The sequence below is a fragment of the Mycolicibacterium gilvum genome (assembly GCF_900454025.1).
Classification (GTDB): Bacteria; Actinomycetota; Actinomycetes; order Mycobacteriales; family Mycobacteriaceae; genus Mycobacterium; species Mycobacterium gilvum.
The window spans coordinates 1233693-1252384 of sequence record NZ_UGQM01000001.1; the positions used below are offsets into that span (position 1 = coordinate 1233693).

General features: G+C 69.2%; 24 protein-coding genes. 16 read left to right on the plus strand and 8 right to left on the minus strand.

Annotation, left to right across the window (positions count from 1 at the left end):
* Positions 1-3 precede the first annotated feature (3 nt).
* The 9 genes from DYE23_RS05785 to sppA all read left to right on the plus strand — a co-directional run bounded on the left by DYE23_RS05785 (position 4) and on the right by sppA (position 5299).
* The gene (locus DYE23_RS05785; protein ID WP_011778599.1) at positions 4-189 is read left to right on the plus strand and encodes a type Z 30S ribosomal protein S14; all 186 of its coding nucleotides are present in this window, start codon (positions 4-6) and stop codon (positions 187-189) included.
* A gap of 108 nt (positions 190-297) precedes the next feature.
* Positions 298-696 carry a 30S ribosomal protein S8 gene (rpsH, locus tag DYE23_RS05790; protein WP_011895861.1) on the plus strand — a complete coding sequence of 133 codons (399 nt, stop codon included), beginning with the start codon at positions 298-300 and terminating at the stop codon, positions 694-696.
* 13 nt (positions 697-709) lie between these two features.
* The gene (gene rplF / locus DYE23_RS05795) at positions 710-1249 is read left to right on the plus strand and encodes a 50S ribosomal protein L6 (protein WP_011895860.1); all 540 of its coding nucleotides are present in this window, start codon (positions 710-712) and stop codon (positions 1247-1249) included.
* 3 nt (positions 1250-1252) lie between these two features.
* Positions 1253-1663 (plus strand): 50S ribosomal protein L18, encoded by a 411-nt coding sequence (rplR, locus tag DYE23_RS05800; protein WP_011895859.1) that lies wholly within the window; start codon positions 1253-1255, stop codon positions 1661-1663.
* 25 nt (positions 1664-1688) lie between these two features.
* Entirely contained in the window at positions 1689-2357 is a 669-nt protein-coding gene (rpsE, locus tag DYE23_RS05805) for a 30S ribosomal protein S5 (RefSeq protein WP_011895858.1), read from the plus strand.
* A gap of 3 nt (positions 2358-2360) precedes the next feature.
* A complete protein-coding gene (rpmD, locus tag DYE23_RS05810; protein WP_011895857.1) occupies positions 2361-2546 on the plus strand; it encodes a 50S ribosomal protein L30 in 186 nt (61 codons plus the stop codon).
* A complete protein-coding gene (rplO, locus tag DYE23_RS05815) occupies positions 2543-2989 on the plus strand; it encodes a 50S ribosomal protein L15 (RefSeq protein WP_011895856.1) in 447 nt (148 codons plus the stop codon). Before rpmD ends, rplO begins: the two co-directional genes overlap by 4 nt.
* 145 nt (positions 2990-3134) lie before the next feature.
* Entirely contained in the window at positions 3135-3482 is a 348-nt protein-coding gene (locus DYE23_RS05820) for a DUF732 domain-containing protein (RefSeq protein ID WP_011895855.1), read from the plus strand.
* A 29-nt stretch (positions 3483-3511) separates the two neighbouring features.
* Positions 3512-5299, plus strand: a complete 1788-nt coding sequence (gene sppA, locus DYE23_RS05825; protein ID WP_115326730.1) for a signal peptide peptidase SppA — start codon at positions 3512-3514, stop codon at positions 5297-5299.
* On the opposite strand, the gene DYE23_RS05830 is transcribed toward sppA, so the two are convergent.
* From DYE23_RS05830 to DYE23_RS05840, 3 genes are read right to left on the minus strand one after another with little or no spacing between them, the layout of a single operon-like run.
* Positions 5296-6219 (minus strand): class I SAM-dependent methyltransferase, encoded by a 924-nt coding sequence (locus tag DYE23_RS05830; protein WP_011895853.1) that lies wholly within the window; start codon positions 6217-6219, stop codon positions 5296-5298. The genes sppA and DYE23_RS05830 overlap by 4 nt on opposite strands.
* 2 nt (positions 6220-6221) lie before the next feature.
* On the minus strand, positions 6222-7127 hold the full coding sequence (locus DYE23_RS05835; RefSeq protein WP_011895852.1) for a class I SAM-dependent methyltransferase: 906 nt from the start codon (positions 7125-7127) through the stop codon (positions 6222-6224).
* A gap of 31 nt (positions 7128-7158) precedes the next feature.
* Complete coding sequence (locus DYE23_RS05840) at positions 7159-8082, minus strand: class I SAM-dependent methyltransferase (protein WP_011895851.1); 924 nt, start codon at positions 8080-8082, stop codon at positions 7159-7161.
* 296 nt (positions 8083-8378) lie between these two features.
* On the opposite strand from DYE23_RS05840, the gene secY reads away from it, so the two are divergent.
* From secY to DYE23_RS05870, 6 genes are read left to right on the plus strand one after another with little or no spacing between them, the layout of a single operon-like run.
* Entirely contained in the window at positions 8379-9716 is a 1338-nt protein-coding gene (gene secY / locus DYE23_RS05845; RefSeq protein WP_011895850.1) for a preprotein translocase subunit SecY, read from the plus strand.
* 14 nt (positions 9717-9730) lie between these two features.
* A complete protein-coding gene (locus tag DYE23_RS05850) occupies positions 9731-10276 on the plus strand; it encodes an adenylate kinase (protein WP_013472699.1) in 546 nt (181 codons plus the stop codon).
* A complete protein-coding gene (gene map / locus DYE23_RS05855) occupies positions 10277-11077 on the plus strand; it encodes a type I methionyl aminopeptidase (protein ID WP_011895848.1) in 801 nt (266 codons plus the stop codon).
* A gap of 41 nt (positions 11078-11118) precedes the next feature.
* Entirely contained in the window at positions 11119-11634 is a 516-nt protein-coding gene (locus DYE23_RS05860; RefSeq protein ID WP_115328876.1) for a sigma-70 family RNA polymerase sigma factor, read from the plus strand.
* Positions 11631-12335 (plus strand): anti-sigma factor family protein, encoded by a 705-nt coding sequence (locus DYE23_RS05865; RefSeq protein ID WP_011895846.1) that lies wholly within the window; start codon positions 11631-11633, stop codon positions 12333-12335. The genes DYE23_RS05860 and DYE23_RS05865 overlap by 4 nt, the downstream gene beginning before the upstream one ends.
* A 38-nt stretch (positions 12336-12373) precedes the next feature.
* Entirely contained in the window at positions 12374-12871 is a 498-nt protein-coding gene (locus DYE23_RS05870; protein ID WP_041788141.1) for a MarR family transcriptional regulator, read from the plus strand.
* Here the strand turns inward: DYE23_RS05870 and DYE23_RS05875 are convergent.
* The 3 genes from DYE23_RS05875 to DYE23_RS05885 are packed head-to-tail and all read right to left on the minus strand — an operon-like array spanning position 12868 to position 15760.
* Positions 12868-13938 carry a cytochrome P450 gene (locus DYE23_RS05875; protein WP_011895844.1) on the minus strand — a complete coding sequence of 357 codons (1071 nt, stop codon included), beginning with the start codon at positions 13936-13938 and terminating at the stop codon, positions 12868-12870. The two genes, DYE23_RS05870 and DYE23_RS05875, sit on opposite strands and share 4 nt — an antisense overlap.
* The gene (locus tag DYE23_RS05880) at positions 13935-15134 is read right to left on the minus strand and encodes a GAF domain-containing sensor histidine kinase (protein ID WP_011895843.1); all 1200 of its coding nucleotides are present in this window, start codon (positions 15132-15134) and stop codon (positions 13935-13937) included. The genes DYE23_RS05875 and DYE23_RS05880 overlap by 4 nt, the downstream gene beginning before the upstream one ends.
* On the minus strand, positions 15131-15760 hold the full coding sequence (locus DYE23_RS05885; protein WP_011895842.1) for a response regulator: 630 nt from the start codon (positions 15758-15760) through the stop codon (positions 15131-15133). Before DYE23_RS05885 ends, DYE23_RS05880 begins: the two co-directional genes overlap by 4 nt.
* 96 nt (positions 15761-15856) lie before the next feature.
* On the opposite strand from DYE23_RS05885, the gene DYE23_RS05890 reads away from it, so the two are divergent.
* Complete coding sequence (locus tag DYE23_RS05890) at positions 15857-16624, plus strand: HAD family hydrolase (RefSeq protein ID WP_115326731.1); 768 nt, start codon at positions 15857-15859, stop codon at positions 16622-16624.
* A 15-nt stretch (positions 16625-16639) separates the two neighbouring features.
* Here DYE23_RS05890 and mmsB read toward each other — a convergent pair whose 3' ends face one another.
* Together mmsB and DYE23_RS05900 are read right to left on the minus strand one after the other, a co-directional pair.
* Complete coding sequence (gene mmsB, locus DYE23_RS05895) at positions 16640-17512, minus strand: 3-hydroxyisobutyrate dehydrogenase (protein WP_115326732.1); 873 nt, start codon at positions 17510-17512, stop codon at positions 16640-16642.
* Positions 17513-17526: 14 nt separating this feature from the next.
* Positions 17527-18690 (minus strand): acyl-CoA dehydrogenase family protein, encoded by a 1164-nt coding sequence (locus DYE23_RS05900; RefSeq protein ID WP_115326733.1) that lies wholly within the window; start codon positions 18688-18690, stop codon positions 17527-17529.
* Positions 18691-18692 lie beyond the last annotated feature (2 nt).

An 18692-nucleotide genomic window follows, 5' to 3' on the forward strand; every position in this document is an offset into this window, starting at 1 on the left:
GCAATGGCAAAGAAGGCTCTGGTCAACAAGGCCAACAAGAAGCCCAAGTTCAAGGTGCGTGGTTACACGCGCTGCAACAGGTGCGGTCGCCCGCACGCGGTGTTCCGCAAGTTCGGCCTGTGCCGTATCTGCCTCCGCGAAATGGCCCACGCCGGCGAACTGCCGGGCGTGCAGAAGTCCAGCTGGTAACCCAACGATGAGCGCTTGCGCGAAGAGCATCGACTTCAGAACCAACGAAACATGTTGCGGTAGGCCCGAGTACCTGGGAACCGCCGCGAGAAAGGTGAACCGGCTGTCATGACCATGACGGATCCGATCGCAGACTTCTTGACTCGTCTGCGCAACGCCAATTCGGCGTATCACGACGAAGTGACCTTGCCGCACAGCAAGATCAAGGCGAACATCGCCGAGATCCTGAAGTCGGAGGGGTACATCAGCGATTACCGCACCGAGGATGCTCGCGTGGGCAAGTCGCTGGTGGTGCAGCTCAAGTACGGCCCGAGCCGTGAACGCAGCATCGCCGGCCTGCGCCGCGTCAGCAAGCCCGGTCTGCGGGTGTACGCCAAGTCCACCAACCTGCCGCGCGTGCTCGGCGGGCTCGGTGTGGCCATCATTTCCACGTCGTCCGGCTTGAGGACCGACCGCCAGGCTTCCCGTGAGGGTGTCGGCGGCGAGGTTCTCGCGTACGTGTGGTGAGGGGTAGATAGACATGTCGCGCATTGGAAAGCAGCCGGTCCCGGTTCCTGCCGGGGTCGATGTGACGATCTCCGGACAGAACGTGTCCGTCAAGGGTCCCAAGGGGACGCTGACGCTCGATGTCGCTGAGCCCATTGAGGTTTCGCGCAACGACGACGGCGCCATCGTGGTCACCCGCCCCAACGACGAGCGGCGCAACCGCTCGCTGCACGGGTTGTCCCGCACGCTGATCGCCAACCTGGTGACCGGGGTGACCGAGGGCTACACCACCAAGATGGAGATCTTCGGTGTCGGCTACCGCGTCGTCGCCAAGGGCAGCAACCTCGAGTTCGCGCTCGGGTACAGCCACCCGGTGCTGATCAACGCCCCCGAAGGTGTCACCTTCGCGGTCGAGACGCCCACCAAGTTCTCGATCTCCGGTATCGACAAGCAGGCGGTCGGCCAGATCGCGGCGAACATCCGCCGTCTCCGTAAGAGCGATCCCTACAAGGGCAAGGGAATCCGCTACGAGGGCGAGCAGATCCGTCGCAAGGTCGGAAAGACGGGTAAGTAGTAAATGGCTACCAAGACGAACACCAAAGAGACCGGGCACTCCCCGGTCGGCAAGAACATCAGCGAGACGCGCCGCACCTCGCGGCTGCGCAGGCACGCACGCCTGCGCAAGAAGGTCTCCGGCACCGCCGAGCGTCCGCGCCTGGTGGTCAACCGGTCCTCGCGGCACATCCATGTGCAGCTCGTCGACGACCTGGCCGGCGTCACGCTGGCCGCGGCGTCCTCGATCGAGGGCGACGTGCGGGCGACCGACGGCGACAAGAAGGCCGCCAGCGCCCGTGTCGGTCAGCTGATCGCCGAGCGCGCCAAGGCCGCCGGCATCGAGGAGGTCGTGTTCGACCGCGGTGGGTACACCTACGGCGGACGGATCGCGGCACTGGCCGACGCCGCGCGTGAGAGCGGGCTGAAATTCTGATGACTGTCAACGAGAGGACTGCATAGTGGCCGAGCAGGCTGGCGCCGGTTCGGCGCAGGACAATCGCGGCGGCGGTCGCGACGATCGCGGTGGCCGTGGCCGCCGGGACGATCGTGGTGGTCGCGGCGGACGCGACGATCGCGAGAAGAGCAACTACCTGGAGCGCGTGGTCACGATCAACCGCGTCTCCAAGGTGGTCAAGGGCGGTCGCCGGTTCAGCTTCACCGCGCTGGTGATCGTCGGTGACGGCAAGGGCATGGTCGGTGTCGGTTACGGCAAGGCCAAGGAAGTTCCCGCCGCGATCGCCAAGGGTGTCGAAGAGGCCCGCAAGAACTTCTTCCGCGTGCCGCTGATCGGCGGGACCGTGACCCACCCCGTGCAGGGTGAGGCCGCGGCCGGCGTCGTGATGCTGCGTCCGGCCAGCCCGGGTACCGGCGTCATCGCCGGCGGTGCCTGCCGCGCGGTGCTGGAATGCGCCGGGGTGCACGACGTCCTGGCCAAGTCGCTGGGCAGCGACAACGCGATCAACGTGGTGCATGCCACCGTTGCCGCGCTGAAGCTGCTGCAGCGTCCCGAAGAGGTCGCGGCCCGCCGCGGCCTGCCGATCGAGGATGTAGCGCCCGCCGGCATGCTCCGGGCCCGCCGTGAGGCGGAGGCCCTGGCAGTCAGCGCCGCGCGTGAGGGAACGGCGTAAACAATGGCAGAGCTCAAGATCACCCAGGTGCGTAGCACCATCGGTGCACGCTGGAAGCAGCGCGAGTCGCTGCGGACGCTCGGGCTGCGCAAGATCCGTCAGTCCGTGGTCCGCGAGGACAACGCGCAGACGCGCGGCCTGATCAAGACCGTGCATCACCTCGTCGAGGTGGAGGAGGTTAAGGCATGAGTGACCCGATCAAGCTTCACGATCTGCGTCCCGCTCCCGGAGAGAAGACCAAGAAGACCCGCGTGGGTCGTGGTGAAGGCTCCAAGGGCAAGACCGCCGGCCGTGGCACCAAGGGCACCAAGGCCCGCAAGAACGTCCCCGTGATGTTCGAGGGTGGCCAGATGCCGATCCACATGCGGCTGCCGAAGCTCAAGGGCTTCCGCAACCGCTTCCGCACCGAGTACGGCGTCGTCAACGTCGGGGACCTGAACAAGGCCTTCCCCGAGGGCGGCACGGTCGGTGTGGACGAGCTGGTCGCCAAGGGCCTGGTCCGCAAGAACGTTCTGGTGAAGGTGCTCGGCGACGGCAAGCTGTCCGCCAAGGTCGACATCACCGCCCACAAGTTCAGCGGCAGCGCCCGCGAGGCGATCACCGCCGCAGGCGGTTCGGTCACCGAACTGTAGATCTGTCCTACGACGAGAACCCCCGCCCCGGCGGGGGTTCTTGCGTTGGTGGCGTGCGGTCGGTCACACGGAGCCCGCTCTGTAACGGCACAAAGTGCTGAGACGATCTAGACTTCGCATGCCCACACCCGCCCGAGGAGCCATCATGATTCGCCACCGTCGAACCATCGTCGCGATGGTCGCCGCCGGTCTCACGATGTTCGGGGGCGCCGCGACCGCGCAGGCCGAGACGCCCGACGAGCGGTTCGCGAATGTGGTCACCACACTGGGCATTCCGCACACACCCGACGAGGACCTCTCTGTGGTCGGTAAGCGGGTCTGCGACATGCTCACCGGCAGTCTGACGGGTAATCCCAACCCGGTCCCCGCGGTGCGCGGCGTGGTGAGCACGTTGTCCTCCAACGCGAACATCACCAAGCAGCAGGCGGTCGGCCTGATGCAGGCATCGACCTACATCTACTGCCCCCAGTGGGCAAGATTCACCGGGCGCTGACCACTCTCCGTCGTCGGTAGGCTCGAAGGATGCTCGCTCTGCTGTCCGGCGTGCCCGGGTTCGACGACGTCCGCCACTTCGCCCGCAAGCTCGACACCGCCCGCCATCAGGGTGTCCCGGACGGCTGCATTCTGGAGCTCGACCTGCAGAGCGCCCCGCCGGAGTCGGCCGGGTTCGACCCGGTCGCCCTGCTCAGCGGTGCGGGCCGCCCACTGCTGCTTCGCGAGGCGGTCTCTGCGCTGCACCGCGCCGCCGAGGATCCGCGGGTGGCCGGCCTGATCGCGCGGGTGCAGATCGACGCCGCCGCACCGGGGGCGGTGCAGGAGCTGCGCGAGGCCATCGTCGCGTTCACCGCGAAGAAGCCGTCGCTGGCGTGGGCGGAGACCTACCCCGGCACCCTGTCGTACTACCTGGCGTCGGCGTTCGGCGAGGTCTGGATGCAGCCGTCGGGCACGCTCGGCCTGGTCGGCTTCGCCACCAACGCCCTCTTCCTGCGCGACGCCCTCGACAAGCTCGGGGTGGAAGCCCAGTTCATCGCCAAAGGTGAGTACAAGTCGGCGCCCAACCTGTTCACCGAGGACCGCTACACCGAACCGCACCGCGAAGCCGACACCGCGCTGGTCAACGGCCTGCGTACCCAGGTCTGGGATGCGGTGGCCGCGTCCCGCGGCATCGATGTCGCCACGCTCGACGCGCTGGCCGACCGGGCGCCGCTGCTGCGCGACGATGCGGTGACGGCGGGGCTGATCGACCGGGTCGGGTTCCGGGACGAGGCGTACGCCCGGATCGCCGACATGGCGGGCGCCGACGGGGTGTCACCGGAGACCGGCAGCGGCGGGATCGATCCGGACGGGGACGACGCCCCGCCGCGGCTGTACCTGACGCGCTACGCGCGGGCCAAGCGCCCCACGGTGCCGGGCCTTCCCAACCGGCGTCGGATCGCCGTGGTCACCCTGCACGGGCCGATCGTCAGCGGTCGCGGCGGCCGGCAGATGTCGCCGCGGGGCGGCTCCAACGCCGGTGGCGACACGATCGCCGCGGCGCTGCGCGAGGCGGCCGCCGACGACGACGTCGCGGCGATCGTGGTGCGCGTCGACAGTCCCGGCGGATCGGTGACCGCGTCGGAAACCATCTGGCGGGAAGTGGTGCGGGCCCGCGAGAGCGGCACGCCGGTCGTCGCGTCGATGGGGTCGGTCGCCGCGTCGGGTGGTTACTACGTGTCGATGGCGGCCGACGCGATCGTCGCGAACCCGGCCACCATCACCGGGTCCATCGGTGTCGTGACGGGCAAGCTGGTGGCCCGCGACCTCAAGGAGCGTCTCGGCGTCGGGTCGGATTCGGTGCGCACCAACGCCAACGCCGACGCGTGGTCGATCAACGCGCCGTTCACCGAGGAGCAGCACGCGCAGGTCGCTGCCGAGGCGGACCTGTTCTACGACGACTTCGTCGCCCGCGTCGCCGAAGGTCGCGGGCTCAGCATCGACGCGGTGGAGCAGGTGGCCCGCGGCCGGGTGTGGACCGGTGCCGACGCGTTGGATCGGGGTCTGGTCGATGAGCTGGGCGGACTGCGCACGGCCGTGACCCGGGCCAAGGCGCTCGCCGGCATCGACGAGGACACCAAGGTGGAGCTGCAGATGCTGCCCGGTGCGTCGCTGCGGGATGTGCTGCGGCCCAAGCCTTCGTCGCAACCGGCGGCGGCGTCGCTGCCGGAGCTGCTGGGCGCGTTGGCGATTCAGTCGGTCGCGGGAGTGGTCGATAAGACGCAGCGGTCCCTGTCCGGGGTCAACGCGCTGTGGACGGGGAACCCCCGGTTCTAGGCGTCCGCTGCGAGCGTCGCACTCACGTAGACGATCTCGCCGAGCGGATCGGTGCCGTCGGCGTCTTGGGGGAGCGGACGACCGAACCGCGCGAAGAGTTCCGCGCGGGCGGTTCCGCTGACCTGCCAGCCCGCACCGCGCAGGTGATCCATCACGGGGGTGCGGGCGCCGGTGTACACCAGTGACGGCATGTCGATGTCGAGGCCGTGCTCACGCAGCGGTTCCGACAGAGCGCGGGCCTTCGCCCCGTCGAAGTCGACGATGCCGGGGACGTACTCCGTCGCGAGCGTGCTGCCCGGTGCCGACAGCGCGGTGACGGTGTCGAACAGCGCGTCCTGGGCCTCGGGCGGCAGGTAGATCAGCAGCCCTTCGGCCAGCCACGCGGTGGGCCGGGTCGCGTCGAAGCCGGCTGCCCGCAGCGCGGCGGGCCAGTCCTCCCGCAGGTCGACGGGCACCGGCCGCTGGGTAGCCGCGGGCTCGGCGCCGAGGTTGCGCAGCGTCTGGGTCTTGAACGCGATGACGTCGGGTTGGTCGAGCTCGTAGACCACGGTGCCGTCCGGCCACGGCAGCCGGTAGGTCCGGGCGTCGAGACCCGCCGCCAGGATGACGACCTGCCGCACACCGGCGGATGCGGCCGCGAGGCAGCAGTCGTCGAAGAACCGGGTGCGCACCGCCATCCCGTCGATCATCGCCTGCGCACGCTCGGGGGAGCTGTCGGGGAACACCGACAGGTCCAGCTCGCCGTCGAGCATTCGGGTGAAGAAGTCCAACCCGACCGCGCGCACCAGCGGTTCGGCGTACGGGTCGTTGATCAGCGGGTCCGGGTCCGCGCTGGCGACCGCGCGCCCCGCGGCGACCATCGTCGCCGTCGCGCCCACGCTGGACGCCAGGTCCCAGGAGTCGTCGGGGGTGCGGGCCATCGTCAGGGCCTCCAGGCGGTCAGGTAGCCGGAGTCGCCGATCATCGCGAGCAGATCGTCCCGGATCGGTCCGAAGCCGTTCGCGATGTACGCATCGTTGCTGGTCTGCACGGAGGTCTGCCAGCCCACCGCACCGAGGTGCTCGGTGGCCGACCTGCGTTCGCCGTTGTAGAACAGCTTCGTCAGGTCGATGTCGCTGCCGTGCCGGCGGGCCCTCTCGGTCATCGCCTTGGCCCAGTCGCCGGTCAGCGCCTTGGCGTCCATGTGTTCGGTCGCGAGGCGGCTGCCCGGTGCGCTGAGTGCGGTGATGCTGTCGAGCAGCCGGTCCTGGGCGTCGGGCGGCAGGTAGGGCAGCAGACCCTCGGCGATCCACGCGGTCGGGCGGTCCGGGTCGAAACCGGCGTCGCGCAGCGCTGTCGGCCAGTCCTCACGCAGATCGATACCGACGGTGCGCCGGTCGGCGGCGGGGGCGACGCCCGCGTCGGTGAGCACCGCCGTCTTGAAGTCGATCACCTCGGGTTGGTCGATCTCGTAGACGACGGTTCCCGCGGGCCAGTCCAGCCGGTAGGCGCGGGTGTCGAGGCCGGACGCGAGGATCACGGCCTGCCGGATCTGCGGCTCCCGTTGCCCGGCGTCGGTGAGGAAGTCGTCGAAGATGCGGGTGCGGACCACGATCTGGTTGATCGCCTGCTGTGCGCCGAAGAGCGGGTCGCCGTCGAAGTCGATCTCGCCGCGGGCGACCTTGACGAAATGCGGCAGGCCGACCGCCTCGACGAGCAGCCGCGCGTACGGGTCGTCGATCAGCGCGTCGGGGCCGCGGCTGGCGAAGGCGCGGGACGCCGCCACCGACGTCGCCGTCGCGCCCACGCTGGACGCCAGGTCCCAGGTGTCTCCGTCGGTGCGTGCCATGTTGTCCGTCCTCTCCGGGTTCTCGTGGGCGCTAGCGTGCCGCGTTGACGTAGACGACCTCGGCGAAACCTTCGTCGGTGTCGAGGGGCGCGAGCCCGTACCGCGTGAGCAGGTCGTTGGTCGGCGTCGCGGTGACGGCCCAGCCGCGCTCGCGCAGATAGTCGGGGACGTTCGCCCGCTCGCCGAGGAACACCAGCTCGGAGAAGTCGAGGTCGAAGCCGTGGCTGCGCCAGCGGTCGGTCGAGTCCTTCATTTTCTCGCGCATCTCGTCCTGATCGGCGGACTGCTGCGACGGCACCGACTCGACGGCGAGGCGGCTGCCGGACGCGCTGAGCTCGCCGATGGTGTCGAGCAGGCGGTCCTGGGCGTCGGGCGGCAGGTAGCCGAGCAGGCCTTCGGCGATCCACGCCGTCGGGACGGACGGGTCGAACCCGGCGTCGCGCAGTGCTGTCGGCCAGTCCTCGCGCAGATCGATCGCGACGGTCGCGAGGTGCGTCGACGGTGTCGCGCCGAGCCCGGCCAGCGTCGTGCGCTTGAACTCGATGACCTCGGGCTGGTCGATCTCGAACAGTGTCATGCCCTCGGGCCAGGTCAGCCGGTATCCGCGGGCGTCGAGGCCGGAGGCCAGGATCACCGCCTGCCGCACACCGGCCGCGCACGCGTCGGTGAAGAAGTCGTCGAAGAAGCGGGTGCGGGCGGCCATGCCGTCGGCGAAACGGCTCATGCCGACCGGGGACTCGTCGCCGCTCACGTCGAGATCCTCAGGGGTCAACTCGCCACTGGCGAGCTTGGCGAAGAAGTCGATCCCGACCGCGCGAACCAGGGGTTCGGCATACGGATCGTCGATGACCGGGTCCTCGGCGCGGGTGGCGACGGCGCGGGCGGCGGCGACCATCGTGGCGGTCGCGCCGACGCTGGAGGCGAGGTCCCAGGTGTCGTTCTCGGTGCGTGGCATCGCAAGTCCTTCAGTGTCTTTAGTTAGCTCAGTTAACAACTGTGGCCGACAGTACGCCGCAAAACTGAGCGCTCGCTGAATCGCGATTCGGGAGGTTGCGCGATTCGGGAGTGGCTGCGTGGCCCTGTTAGTCTCGTAGACTGTTCGAACGCGTGACTTGCGCAGGCTGTTCCGCCTGCTCGTGCCGTCGCGCCAACGACTCGACCCAGACCCGACCCAGACTTAACCACGACGCTGGTCACGCCAGCCACATGAGCACGCCGCGATCGATCAGCTCGGCCGTGCAGGAGGAAAGAGTGCTCTCGGCTTTCATCTCGTCCCTGCGGACAGTCGATCTGAGGCGAAAGATCCTGTTCACGTTGGGCATCGTGATCCTCTACCGGGTCGGTGCCTCCATCCCCTCACCGGGCGTCAACTACCCGAACGTGCAACAGTGCATCGCCGACGTGAGCGGCGGTGAGTCCGGGCAGATCTATTCGCTGATCAACCTGTTCTCCGGCGGCGCGCTGCTGCAGCTGTCCGTGTTCGCGGTCGGCATCATGCCCTACATCACCGCGAGCATCATCGTGCAGCTGCTCGGCGTGGTCATCCCGCGCTTCGAGCAGTTGCGCAAGGAAGGGCAGGCGGGCCAGACCAAGCTCACGCAGTACACCCGCTACCTGGCGATCGCGCTGGCCATCCTGCAGGCCACCAGCATCGTCGCGCTGGCCGCCAACGGCGGTCTGCTGCAGGGCTGCTCGCTGGACATCATCCAGGGCCAGAGCGAAGGCCTGAACGTCTGGACGCTCGCCGTCATCGTGATCGTGATGACCGCCGGCGCGGCGCTGGTCATGTGGATGGGCGAGCTGGTCACCGAGCGCGGTGTCGGCAACGGCATGTCGCTGATCATCTTCGCCAGCATCGCCTCGGCGATCCCGGGCGAGGGCAAGAACATCCTGGACAGCCGCGGTGGCATGGTCTTCACCCTGGTCTGCGTCGCGGCGCTGATCATCGTCGTCGGTGTCGTGTTCGTCGAGCAGGGCCAGCGCCGTATCCCCGTCCAGTACGCCAAGCGCATGGTCGGCCGCAAGATGTACGGCGGCACGTCGACCTACCTGCCGCTGAAGGTCAACCAGGCCGGCGTCATCCCGGTGATCTTCGCGTCGTCGCTGATCTACATCCCGCACCTGATCACCCAGCTGATCACCAGCGCCAGCGACAGCCCGAGCACCGGATGGTGGCAGTCGTTCGTGGCCGACTACCTGACCGATCCGAGCAGCCCGGTCTACATCGCGATCTACTTCGGCCTGATCATCTTCTTCACCTACTTCTACGTCTCGATCACGTTCAACCCCGAGGAACGTGCCGACGAGATGAAGAAGTACGGCGGCTTCATCCCCGGCATCCGCCCCGGTAAGCCGACCGCCCAGTACCTGAGCTTCGTGCTGTCGAGGATCACGCTGCCGGGCTCGATCTACCTGGGTGTCATCGCCGTTCTGCCGAACCTGTTCCTGGAGATCGGCAACACCGGCTCCGTGCAGAACCTGCCGTTCGGCGGCACCGCCGTCCTGATCGCCGTCGGCGTCGGCCTCGACACCGTCAAGCAGATCGAAAGCCAGCTGATGCAGCGCAATTACGAGGGTTTCTTGAAGTGAGAGAGGGTCCGAAGTTGAGAATCGTGTTGTTGGGACCGCCCGGCGCGGGCAAGGGGACCCAGGCCCAGAAACTGGCCGAGAAGCTCGCGATCCCGCACATCTCCACCGGTGACCTCTTCCGCTACAACATCAGCAACAACACCGAGCTCGGCATCGAGGCGAAGAAGTACCTCGACGCGGGTGACCTCGTCCCGGCCACCCTGACCAACGCACTGGTCGACGACCGGCTCGACGACGAGGACGCCGCGCAGGGGTTCATCCTCGACGGCTTCCCGCGGTCGGTCGAACAGGCCAAAGCGCTGGCCGAGATGCTGGAGAAGCGCGGCCTGACCCTCGACGCGGTCGTCGAGTTCCGGGTGCCCGAAGAGGAGCTCGTCTCCCGGCTCAAAGGCCGTGGCCGTGAGGACGACACCGAGGACGTCATCCGCAACCGGTTCAAGGTCTACCGCGACGAGACGGCCCCGCTGCTGGACTTCTACTCCGCCGACCTCAAGACCGTCGACGCCGTCGGCGAGCTCGACGAGGTCTTCGACCGGGCACTCACGGCGCTCGGCCGCTAGATGGTCTCCCTGCCCGGCCTGCGTAGCCGCAAAGTCGTCCCCCAGCGCACCGCGGGGGAACTCGATGCCATGGCGGCTGCCGGTGCGCTCGTCGCCGCCGCGCTCAAGGCGGTGCAGGCGGAGGCCGCGCCCGGGAAGTCGACCCTGGACCTCGACCGGGTCGCCGAAGCGGTGATCCGCGACGGCGGCGGTGTCCCGTCCTTCCTGGGCTACCACGGATTCCCCGCCACCATCTGCGCGTCGGTCAACGACCGCGTCGTGCACGGGATCCCGACGGCGGACGAGACGCTGGCGGCCGGGGATCTGGTGTCGATCGACTGCGGCGCCATCCTGGACGGATGGCACGGCGACTCGGCGCTGACGTTCGGCGTCGGCGACCTGATCCCTGCCGACGAGGCGCTCTCGGCGGCCACCAGGGAATCCATGGAGGCCGGCATCGCCGCGATGGTGCCCGGCAACCGGCTCACCGACGTCTCCCACGCGATCGAGCAGGGCACCAGGGCGGCCGAGGCGCGTCACGGCCGCAAGTTCGGCATCGTCGCCGGCTACGGCGGCCACGGCATCGGCCGCGAGATGCACATGGACCCGTTCCTCGCCAACGAGGGCGCACCCGGCCGCGGACCCTACCTGGCGCCCGGTTCGGTGCTGGCCATCGAGCCGATGCTGACGCTGGGAACCCGCAAGACCCTCATACTCGACGACGGCTGGACCGTCGTCACCGCGGACGGCACCCGTGCCGCGCACTGGGAGCACACCGTCGCCGTCACCGACGACGGACCCAGGATTCTGACAGCCCGCTGAACTAACCTCGTCTCACCGTCGTGTCGATGACGGAGGTCGGGATGGAGGATGCGGACGCCGCGATGATGCGGGTGCTCTACGACGAGCACGCCGCCGCGCTCTGGCGTTACGCGCTGCGCCTCACCGGCGACCGGGCCCGCTCGGAGGACGTCGTGCAGGAGACACTGCTGCGGGCCTGGCGTCATCCGGGCGTCATCGCCGACGTGGACCGGCCCGCGAGGGCGTGGCTGTTCACCGTCGCCCGCAACATGATCATCGACGAACGGCGCAGCGCCCGCTTCCGGCACGAGACCGGTGTCCCCGATCCCGAGCACGTCGCCGAGCCGGCCTCACCGGACGAGGCGGACCCCACTCTGGACCGGATCCTGCTGGGCACCGCGTTGCGTCAACTGTCCGACGAACACCGCGCCGTGGTGCGCCGGGCCTACTACCAGGGCTGGACCACCGGGCAGATCGCCGCCGATCTGCAGATCCCGGAGGGCACCGTGAAATCCCGGCTGCACTCCGCCGTGCGCGCATTGAAGCTCGGACTACAGGAAATGGGGGTGACTCGATGACGTCCGCAGACCACTACCGCACCTGGGATGCCGCCTACGTGCTGGGCGCGCTGTCGACCGACGACCGGCGCGAGTACGAAGGCCACCTGAGCGGATGCGGCGGGTGCCGGTCGGCGGTCGCCGAACTCGACGGCATGCCCGGGCTGCTGTCGCTGCTCGACCTCGACGAGGTGATCGCGCTCGACCACGAACAACCCGCACCGCCGCTGCGGCCGGAGGTGCTGACCTCGGTGATCGACCGGATGGGCGCGCGCAGACGGCGCGCGCGCCGGGCGACGGTGTGGGCGGTGGCGGTGGCCGCCGCGCTGCTGGCGCTGGCGATCGTGCTGGCCGTGCGCCCCGCGATCTTCGGGAGCGACGGCGGCGGCGAGCAGACCGCGCCGATGCAGAACATGGCCAAGGTGTCGGAGACGCCGATCAACGCCAGCATCGCGCTGACCGGGTACGGCTGGGGGACCCGGATCGACATGGCGTGCTCGTACGGCGACTGGGGTCAGAACCCGCGCGGCACGCCGCCCCAGAACCTCGGCATGGTGGTGATCGGGCACGACGGAAGCCGCTCGCAGATCGCCACCTGGCTCGGCCTGTCCGGCGCGACCGCCCTGCCCAGCGGCACGACTCCGATGCAGGTCGACGAAATCCGTGCCGTGCAACTGGTTTCGGCCTCCGACGGTGAGGTGCTGCTGGAAAAGCAGTGGTGATTCATACCGCCGGCGCGCCCGTGCGGTATGAAAGGTGCGTGGCATCCGACCGGCCCGACCCCATCGCCACCGCACGCGACAACTGGGAGCGCTCCGGCTGGCACGACGTCGCCGACGGCATGGTCGCGGTCACCTCGGTGATGCGGGCCCACCAGATCCTGCTGGCCCGGGTGGAGACCGCCCTGCGGCCCTACGACCTGAGCTTCTCGCGCTACGAGCTGCTGCGGCTGCTGGCGTTCAGCCGCACGGGCGCGCTACCGATCACCAAGGCCTCCGACCGGTTGCAGGTGCACGTCACCAGCGTCACGCACGCGATCCGCCGCCTCGAGGCCGACGGACTCGTCGAGCGGCTCCCGCATCCCACCGACGGGCGCACCACACTGGTCCGGATCACCGACCTCGGCCGCTCGACGGTCGAGGACGCGACGGTGACTCTCAACAAGGATGTCTTCGGTGACATCGGGATCTCCGGTGAGCAGTCGCGGGCGCTGGCCGACGCGATCGAGACGCTGCGCCGCAGTGCCGGGGATTTCTAGGTCCGGGACGAGAACATCAGCGGCAGCGTCGCGAAGCCGGCGGTGGGTGCGCTCGCCGGTTCTGCGGCCCGGTCCGGGTCCGGCGCGATGTGGGCGGTGCCGCGGAACAGCTCTTCGAGCACGACCCGGAATTCCATCCGCGCCAGTGGCGCCCCCGGGCAGACGTGAAGTCCCCTGCCGTAGAGCAGATTGTTCGACGGCTCGCGGTTTCTGCGGAATTCGGTGGCCTCGTCGAAGGCGTGCTCGTCGCGGTTGGCCTGCGCCCACAGGATGAGGACGGGATCACCGGCCGCCATCGTGCATCCGCCGAGGGTCACGGATTCGGTGGTGCGGCGGCGGTTGGTCAGCAGTGGGGCGTGCAGGCGCAGGATCTCGTCGGCGGCACTCTCCAGGTCGGTCGCGTCGCGGCGCAGCTGTTCCTGGACCGCGGGGTGGGTGGCCAGGAAATGAGCAATGATGCCGATGCCGGCGGCGATCGTGGCGAGTTCGCCGACGGTCCAGTTCCGCACGATGGACACGATCTCGTCGTCGGTCAGCGGCCTGTCGCCGACCGTGTCGCCGAGCAGTCGCGAGGTGGCGTCCTGCGGGGTGCCGCCGGTTCCGTCGCGGCGCGCGTCGAGCTGGGCCCGGATGTGGCCGTCGAACGCCGACGCCACGTCGGCCATCGCGGCCCGATCGCGGGCGCGGGTGGCCGCGTGGTTGCGCTTGACCCACTGCCGCAGCGGTTCGTGCAGGGAGGCGGGCCAGCCCATGAACGCGCACTGGGCGCGCGCCGCGAACGGCTCGGCGAACCACTCCATCACCTCGACGGTCCGTCCCCGTGGCAGCGCGGCGACGAGGTCGGCGGAGATCTGCCGCAGTGCGGGTTCTACGTCGGCCAGCCGCGACGGGGTGAAGTACCGGTCGACCACGGCGCGGAACGCGGTGTGCTCCGGCGGGTCCATCCCGTTGGGCACGGCCACATGCCGGGACACCACGTTGGAGAACGTCGCGGGGTGGTCGAGCACGTGGACCACGTCGGCGTGCGCGCCGACCAGCCAGGCGCCGGCGTCGTCGCGGTCGATCACGCGCCCCCCTGGTGCAGAGGGATGGTCGCGGTCACCGTCGTCCCGGACCCGGGCCGGGAGCGGATGTTGAGCCTGCCGCCGACGATCTCGGCCCGCTCGGCCATCGACAGCAGCCCGTAGCCGCCCATCTCGTCGCTGCCCAGCGGATGCTCGAAGGTGTCGAAACCCACTCCGTCGTCGGCGATCTCGAGCCGGGCGGTGTTGTCGTCCACGGCGAACGTCAGCCGGGCCGCCGACGCGCGCGCGTGCTTGACGACGTTCTGCAGGCATTCCTGCGCGATGCGGTACAGCGCGAGCTCGATGTGGTCGGCCAGCCGGGTGTCGTCGAGGTCGGTCTCGATGCCGATCTGCGGGATGGAGCGCGCCAGGCTGGCCAGCCCGCCCGCCAGCCCGAGGTCGTCGAGCACCGGGGGCCGCAGCCCGCTGATCGCCGCGCGCGCCTCCTGCAGCGTCAGGTCGGCCAGCTCGCGGGCCCGGTCGAGTTGTTCGGTCAGCGCGGCATGGTCGGCCGGCGACTTCGCCGCCTGTGCGGCGGCATCGAGCCGGTAGGAGAGCGTGACGAGGCGCTGGGAGATGCCGTCGTGGATGTCGCCCGCCAGCCGGCGGCGCTCCAGTTCCTGTGCCTCGATGACCTGTTCGACGAAGTTCTCGTGGGCCCGTTCGCGGGCCACCAGCTGGCGGTGCAGCCGGGCCTGGTGCATCGCCCCGGCGATGAGCCGCCCGATGACGAGGAGCAGTTCGACGTCGCGGTCGGTGAAGTCGCGTTCGGCCACCGTGTGCACGTTGAGCACGCCGACCAGTCCGCCGGGATCGGTCTCCATCGGTACCGACACCATCGAGGTGAAGTCGCGGCCCCGCAGCGACTGGAACGGCAGGTAGCGCGGATCGGACTCCTTGTCCCGGCGGATCACGACCGGCTGCCGGTGACTGGCCACCCACCCCGAGATGCCTTGTCCCAGAGGCAATCTGATCTTGCCCACCTCGGAGTCGAACGGTGGAGTGGCGCCTGCCAGGGTCAGGGACCTCTCGGTGTCGTCGAGGACGTGCACGAAGCACACGTCGCTGTCGGTGGACGCGGTGATCATCCGGGCCGACGCCGCCGCGAGCGGTTCGACGCCCGGTCCGCTGGAGGCGGCCTGGATCAGCTCGCGCAGCAGCGCAAGTTCCCGGTCGGCGGTCAGCAGCGGACGGGTCACTGGAAGATCCCTTCGCGCAGGGCGGTGGCGACCGCGGCGGTGCGGTCGCTGACGCCGAGCTTGCGGTAGATCGAGCTGAGGTGGGTCTTGACGGTCTCGTCGCCGATGATCAGCTTGGCCGCGATGGCGCGGTTGGACAGGCCGTTGACGACGAGGGCGAGGATCTCGCTCTCCCGCTGCGTGAGTCCCTGGCGCGCGCCGGGCCATTCCACCGCCCGCGCGGCCATGGTCGGGTCGATGGCGGTCTTCCCACTGTGCACGGACTCCAGCTGCTCCACCAGGTCCTCGCTGCTGATGCTCTTGAGCAGGTACCCGGAGGCGCCGACCCGCATCGCCTGGAACAGGTACTGCTCGTCGTCGTACACCGACAGCATCACGATCTTGCGGTCGGGATCGCGCCGGCGCAGCTGCTGACACACGTCGAGGCCGCTGGATCCCTGCATCCGCACGTCGCACAGCACGATGTCGGGGTCCAGGTCGGTGACCACACCCATGACCTGATCGGCGCCCACCGACTGGCCGACGACGCAGACCCGGTCGGCGAACGCCGCGAGCATCGCCTTGAGCCCTTCGATGACCATCTCGTGGTCGTCGACCAGCACGATTCGCACCGGCTCGGAGGACATGGCCCCCACCTTAGAGGCGGGTCACGGATGTCATCGGGAAGTTGGTGCGCTCAATCCCCCGCTCGGGGGAGGTGCGAAGGTGTGACGTAGGACACCATGAGATCCGTGCAGTCCACACAGCAGAAAGCATGGCGTGCCGGTCGGTTCTGGTGGGACTGGTCGGAAACCGGAGAGCCCGACGGCCGTTCCCTGACGACGTTGAGCGCGGTGATCTTCGACCTCGACGCCCTCGCCGACGTCGAGCGCACGGGTCACCGGCTGGCCTTCAACGCGGCGTTCGCCGAACTGGGGCTCGACATCTCGTGGTCGGAGACCCGGTACCGCCAACTGCAGGAACTCCCCGACGAACGCCGACGCGTCGCAGCCGAACTGCGCAAACGCGGCGTCAGCACCGAATGCGACGTGCTGGCCGAGCTGTTGGTCGACGAGATCTGCGCGACCAAGGAGATGATCCTCGGCGAGACGATCCTGGACGCCGACATCACCGCGCGACCCGGTATGGCGGAGCTCATCGCCGAGGCCTACGGCGCGGGCATCGCGGTCGGACTCGTCAGCTGCGGCAGCCACACGTGGGTCGAGCCGCTGGTGCGGCAACTGGTCGGCGAGGGCATGGTCGGGGCGATCGTCACCGTCGACGACGCACCCCGCGAGGACCTGTTCCGTGCCGCGCTCGCCGAGCTCGGCGCGCCGGCCCATGGTTCGCTTGCGTTCGCGGGGTCGCAGGGGAGCCGGCGGGCGGCCGTCGCCGCCGGGTTGCCCACGGTCCTCGTGGACGGCGTGGAAACGGCCCCGCTGCGCATCGCCGACTGTCAGCGCATCCACGACAGCTGGTGCGAGACGCACCCGCGGCCCACGGCCGCGTAGTCCGGGGCGCGCCCGTCAGTCGCGCAGGGCTTCGATGATTGCGCTGAAGTCCTTGGCGGCGTGCTCTTTCGCGAAGTCGCTGTAGATCTCGGCGGCGTGGGTGCCCAGCGGCGCCTTGGCCCCTGAGGATTCGACGGCGGCCATCGCCAGCCCGAGGTCCTTGTTCATCAGCGCCGTCGCGAAGCCCGGCTTGAAGTCGTTGTTGGCCGGTGAGGTCGGAACAGGCCCCGGCACCGGGCAATTCGTGTGCACCGACCAGCAGTTGCCGGTGGCGCCGGTGATCACGTCGAACAGCGACTGCGCGGGCAACCCCAGCTTCTCGGCGAGGACGAACGCCTCGCCGATCGCGATCTGCTGCACGGCCAGCACCATGTTGTTGCACAACTTCGCGGCCTGGCCCGCGCCGGACGCACCGCAGTGGATGATCTTGCCCGCCATCGGTTCCAGCACCGGCTTCGCGCGCTCGAATGCCTCATCGTCGCCACCGACCATGAAGGCCAGCGTGCCGGCCGTCGCCCCCTTGATGCCGCCGGAGACCGGGGCGTCGATCTGGGCCAGACCGCCGGCGGTGGCCTGCTCGTGGATGGCGCGGGCGTCGTCGACCGAGATCGTCGACGTGTCGATCAGCAGGGCGCCGGGCTTGGCCGCGGGCACCACCTCGTCGTAGACGGTCTTGACGACGGCCCCGTTCGGCAGTGACGTGACCACCACGTCGGCGTCGGCGACGGCGGCGGCTGCGCTGTCGAAGACGTTCGCGCCCTTGGCCTTCGCGGCATCTTTGAGCTCCGGCACCACATCGAACGCGTGCACGGTGTGCCCGGCGGCCACCAGGTTCGCCGCCATCGGGCCGCCCATGTTGCCCAGGCCCAGGAACGCGATCGTCGTCATCTTCTTCCCCTATGTCAGGATGCGCGGGCTCGGCTCGCGGCGGACCGCCCGATCACCACGCGCATGATTTCGTTGGTGCCTTCCAGGATCCGATGCACCCGCAGATCGCGGACGATCTTCTCCAGCCCGTACTCCCGCAGATAGCCGTAGCCGCCGTGCAGTTGCAGCGCCTGATCGGCGACCTCGAAGCACGCGTCGGTCACATACCGCTTGGCCATCGCGCACAGCTCGACACGGTCGGGATGGTCGTTGTCCAAAGCCGTTGCCGCACGCCACAACAGCGCCCGGGACGTCTCCAGCGCGGTGGCCATGTCGGCCAGCGTGAAGCGGATGGTCGGCTCGTCGAGCAGGGAACCCCCGAACGCCTGCCGGTCGGCCAGGTAGGAGACCGTCTTGTCGTAGGCCGCCTGTGCCCCGCCCAGCGAGCACGCCGCGATGTTGATGCGGCCGCCGTTGAGACCCTTCATCGCGATGCCGAAACCGGTGCCCTCGCCGTCGGGCCCACCCAGCAGTGCATCGGCCGGGACGCGGGCGCCTTCGAGGATGACCTGGCGGGTCGGTTGGGCGTTCCAGCCCATCTTGACCTCATCGGTGCCGAAGCTCAGGCCGGGGGTGTCCTTGGGTACGACGAACGCCGAGATGCCCTTCGGGCCGTCGCTGCCCGTGCGCGCCATCACGATGTAGACGTCGGACGTGCCCGCTCCGGAGATGAACTGCTTGACGCCGTCCAGCACGTACTCGTCGCCGGAGCGAACCGCCTTGGTGCGCAGGGCACTTGCGTCCGATCCCGCACCGGGCTCGGTGAGGCAGTAGCTGGCGATGGCGTCCATCGAGGCCAGCTTCGGCACCCACAGCTTGCGCTGTTCCTCGGTGCCGAAGCTGTCGACCATCCACGCGCACATGTTGTGGATCGACAGGAACGCCGCCACGGTCGGATCGGCGGTCGAGAGCTTCTCGAAGATCCGCACCGCGTCGATGCGCCGCAGCCCACTGCCGCCGGCGTCCTCACCGCAGTAGATCGCCGCCATACCGAGCTCGGCGGCCTCCCGGAGCACGTCGACCGGGAAGTGGTGCGTCTCGTCCCATTCCAGAGCGTGCGGGGCCAACCGCTTCTCGGCGAACGCGGCCGCCGTCTCGGCGATCACACGGTCATCGTCGTCCAGGCCGAAATAGTCCATCG

Bases quoted from the DNA above. Each gene is read 5' to 3' on its own strand.
- rplO (WP_011895856.1), top strand. From the start codon at position 2,543: ATGAGTGACCCGATCAAGCTTCACGATCTGCGTCCCGCTCCCGGAGAG.
- rplF (WP_011895860.1), top strand. From the start codon at position 710: ATGTCGCGCATTGGAAAGCAGCCGGTCCCGGTTCCTGCCGGGGTCGAT.
- DYE23_RS05830 (WP_011895853.1), bottom strand. From the start codon at position 6,219: ATGGCCCGCACCCCCGACGACTCCTGGGACCTGGCGTCCAGCGTGGGC.
- DYE23_RS05835 (WP_011895852.1), bottom strand. From the start codon at position 7,127: ATGGCACGCACCGACGGAGACACCTGGGACCTGGCGTCCAGCGTGGGC.
- DYE23_RS05865 (WP_011895846.1), top strand. From the start codon at position 11,631: ATGACGTCCGCAGACCACTACCGCACCTGGGATGCCGCCTACGTGCTG.
- DYE23_RS05820 (WP_011895855.1), top strand. From the start codon at position 3,135: ATGATTCGCCACCGTCGAACCATCGTCGCGATGGTCGCCGCCGGTCTC.
- mmsB (WP_115326732.1), bottom strand. From the start codon at position 17,512: ATGACGACGATCGCGTTCCTGGGCCTGGGCAACATGGGCGGCCCGATG.
- DYE23_RS05785 (WP_011778599.1), top strand. From the start codon at position 4: ATGGCAAAGAAGGCTCTGGTCAACAAGGCCAACAAGAAGCCCAAGTTC.
- DYE23_RS05900 (WP_115326733.1), bottom strand. From the start codon at position 18,690: ATGGACTATTTCGGCCTGGACGACGATGACCGTGTGATCGCCGAGACG.
- rpsH (WP_011895861.1), top strand. From the start codon at position 298: ATGACCATGACGGATCCGATCGCAGACTTCTTGACTCGTCTGCGCAAC.
- sppA (WP_115326730.1), top strand. From the start codon at position 3,512: ATGCTCGCTCTGCTGTCCGGCGTGCCCGGGTTCGACGACGTCCGCCAC.
- DYE23_RS05885 (WP_011895842.1), bottom strand. From the start codon at position 15,760: ATGTCCTCCGAGCCGGTGCGAATCGTGCTGGTCGACGACCACGAGATG.
- rplR (WP_011895859.1), top strand. From the start codon at position 1,253: ATGGCTACCAAGACGAACACCAAAGAGACCGGGCACTCCCCGGTCGGC.
- map (WP_011895848.1), top strand. From the start codon at position 10,277: ATGGTCTCCCTGCCCGGCCTGCGTAGCCGCAAAGTCGTCCCCCAGCGC.
- DYE23_RS05890 (WP_115326731.1), top strand. From the start codon at position 15,857: ATGAGATCCGTGCAGTCCACACAGCAGAAAGCATGGCGTGCCGGTCGG.
- rpmD (WP_011895857.1), top strand. From the start codon at position 2,361: ATGGCAGAGCTCAAGATCACCCAGGTGCGTAGCACCATCGGTGCACGC.
- DYE23_RS05860 (WP_115328876.1), top strand. From the start codon at position 11,119: ATGGAGGATGCGGACGCCGCGATGATGCGGGTGCTCTACGACGAGCAC.
- DYE23_RS05840 (WP_011895851.1), bottom strand. From the start codon at position 8,082: ATGCCACGCACCGAGAACGACACCTGGGACCTCGCCTCCAGCGTCGGC.